Annotated in this window: 2 protein-coding genes; one reads left to right on the top strand and one right to left on the bottom strand. The window is 44.9% G+C overall.

Going from position 1 to position 3205, the window contains the following annotated elements; genetic code table 11:
• Window positions 1–935, bottom strand: a 935-nt coding sequence (locus tag GXO74_12020; protein ID NOZ62394.1) for a cyclic nucleotide-binding domain-containing protein, incomplete at its 3' end; no start/stop codon positions are given.
• Window positions 936–1650: 715 nt separating this feature from the next.
• On the opposite strand from GXO74_12020, the gene GXO74_12015 reads away from it, so the two are divergent.
• Window positions 1651–3205 (top strand): UvrD-helicase domain-containing protein (locus GXO74_12015; protein NOZ62393.1); only part of this gene is annotated, 1555 nt, incomplete at its 3' end.

Below are 3205 nucleotides of genomic sequence, written 5' to 3'. Positions count from 1 at the left end.
AAAAGTCCGATGCGCATGGCAGTGGGATAGGCATCGTTGGTGCTCTGGCTCAAATTCACGTGATTGTTGGGATGGATGATGTCGTACGAGCCGTACAGATGTCGCAAAATTTCCAGCGCCCGATTGGCGATGACCTCGTTGGCGTTCATATTAGTGCTTGTTCCGGCGCCGCCTTGGAGAACATCAACGACGAAAAATTGATGATGTTTGCCATCGATGATTTCATCACAAGCCCGGGAAATGGCGCGAGTTTTTTCTTCTTCAAGAAGTCCCAGTTCATGATTTGCCAGCGCCGCCGCTTTTTTGACCATTGCCAGCGATTTGATTAAATTAGGAAAATTACTGATCGGAATACCCGTAATCGGGAAATTTTCTATGGCGCGCTGCGTCTGAATACCGTACAGAACATGCGCCGGAAGTTCCCGTTCTCCGAGCAAGTCGTGTTCCACGCGCACTTTTTCTTCCAGCGGAGTGAGACCCTTCACCGAAGCCAGCCGCTGCGCCAGCAAATCTCCCGCAATGCGGGCCAATTGTTCAAATAGCTGCGCGTTTTCCTGTTTGATTTGATGCAGATATTTTTTGGGAAGAAAAATAACCCGCGTCTCTTTCGTTGTCTTGGCTGATGTCAAATGCGGAATTTCGCTCGACAACAAAATTCGCTCTCCCAAAAGTGTATTATCGCCCAAAAGCGTTAGCCGAACCGGCTGGTCACCAATTCCTTTCAAAATTTCTACTTCCCCTTCAATGATCCAGTAAATTCCCTGCCGCGGCATGCTTTCATGAAATAAAAATTCGCCCGCGCCATAAACGCGATATTCCACGCATTCGGCGATGAAGTCCATGTCCTTGTTTGACACAGAGGCAAATAGAGGACAATTTTTCAATTCTAAAATTATCTGCTGCCTATTTTTTGCGTCAATCGTTTTTGTTTCCATCTCATTGTCCGATTTTCTTTTTTAAAAAATCATTTCAAAAATCGCTGAATTTAATAAATAAAATTGGCGAAGTCAATGAAATTTTTGTAAATGGTCAGTTGTAAGTGGTTTAGTGGTTAGCGGTGAGTGGGCATTTGGGATTAGTCATTGGGCATTTGTCATTTGGAATTGAATTAAAGGAAATCTGAGGGATATGTCTGGCTGTGGTGGATTTGTTCGCCTCAGGCGAATCTGCGCAAAAAATCTCTCGCAAATACCAAATTTCAGGCATCAGTCTTTTATTCAGACCCAAATCTATTTTTTAGTTGCTTAATAAAATCCTGACGGATTAATTCCAGACAAGCATTGGATTTTAGGCGTCAGCCTTTTATGCAGAGCAAAAAGATTTTGATACAACCCGCTGCGTGGGAAAAAATCAAAGTGCAGCCCACCTCGAAGCTGCAATACATTTTATGAGTCTGCTCTAAAAAGGTCTTTGCCACTAATTACACGAATTTTCACTAATTGATTTTATTTGAGTTACTAATTTTCTTATTTGTGTAATTAGTGTAATTCGTGGTTTTTATACTGGACTCTTTTATCTTTTTAAAAAAATCCTTCTACCCCAAAATATTGTCTTGACTTTTTCCCTGTTTTTGACTATAGTATAAATCAAAATTTATTCATTTTTCCCGGAAAACGAAATCTATTTTTGCGAGAGGAAAGCAGAAACGAAATGAAATTTATCGCAGATTTACATATTCATTCCCGATTTTCCCGGGCCACGAGTCGGGATTTGTCGCCGGAAGCGCTGTATAAATGGGCGCAGATCAAAGGCATTGCTGTTGTGGGAACAGGAGATGTCACGCATCCGGGATGGCTGGGAGAACTGGAAGAAAAATTGGAACCGGCGGAAGAAGGTTTATACAAATTAAAAGAAGATATTGCCCGAAAAGTTGATGCGGAAATACCCGTTGCCTGCCGCAAACCAGTGCGGTTCATCCTCACAGGCGAAATCAGCAATATTTACAAAAAAGAAGATCGCGTGCGCAAAAACCACAATGTCGTGTTTTTGCCTTCGTTTGAAGTGGCGCACAAATTTCAGGAAGCGCTGGAAAAAATCGGCAACATTCGTTCCGACGGCAGACCGATTCTGGGATTGGATGCCCGAAATTTGCTGGAGATGATTCTCGAATCAGACGAACTCTCTTTTCTCATCCCGGCGCACATCTGGACGCCCTGGTTTTCGCTGTTGGGTTCAAAATCCGGCTTTGACTCTGTGGAAGAGTGCTTCGAAGATTTGACGGAACACATTTTTGCGCTGGAGACAGGTCTTTCTTCTGACCCGCCGATGAACTGGCGATTATCCAAACTGGATCGCTATGTGCTCGTTTCCAATTCCGACGCCCATTCCGCTGCAAAATTGGGCAGAGAGGCAAATATTTTTGATTGCGAGTTTTCTTTTTCTGAAATGAGAAACGCGCTGAAAGATCGGGATAGCGGAAAATTTCTGGGCACTATTGAATTTTTTCCGGAAGAAGGAAAATATCATCTGGACGGTCATCGCAAATGCGGCGTGCGGCTGACGCCGAAAGAGACCATTGAAGCGAACGGCATCTGTCCGGTCTGCGGGAAAAAATTGACATTGGGTGTGCTCTATCGCGTCGATGAATTGGCGGACAGGCCGGACGGCAGCAAGCCAGAATACGCGCTGCCTTTTTTGAGCCTGATTCCGTTGCCGGAAGTTTTGTCGGAAATTTTGAACGTGGGACCAAACACCAAAACAGTGCGTCTGAAATTCAATAAATTGCTCGCTCATCTGGGTTCGGAAATTGACATTCTTTCAGAAATTCCTCTGGCGGAAATTGAAAAAGCAGGCGGCTCCCTGTTGGCAGAGGGCATTCGCCGCATGAGAGAAGGACAGGTGACGCGCATCGGCGGTTTTGACGGCGAATTTGGCAGGATTCAACTCTTCAATGAAAAGGAGAGATCTGAATTTTTGACCGGAGCCATGTTTTTTCAGCAAGAAGAGATTCCTGTTCAGAAAGAAACGCCCGTGCCGCTGAAAAAAGTGTCGCTGGTGAAAGACGAAGAAGAAAAATATGAGCCGGAAAAGAATCTGGCGGAAGATAAAATAAGCGAAGTGAAATATGTCGACGAAGCCGAAGACAGTGAAGGGCTCAATCCCCAGCAACGCGAGGCAGTGGAATTTGACGGAAAGTATCTTCTGATTGCCGCGGGTCCGGGAACGGGAAAGACCAGAACGTTGACGCGGCGCATTGTGCATTTAA

This window comes from Calditrichota bacterium, assembly GCA_013152715.1.
Lineage (GTDB): Bacteria > Zhuqueibacterota > Zhuqueibacteria > Thermofontimicrobiales > Thermofontimicrobiaceae > 4484-87.
The sequence above is the reverse complement of the archived record's forward strand: the minus strand, read 5'-3'. Positions and strand labels throughout refer to the sequence as shown.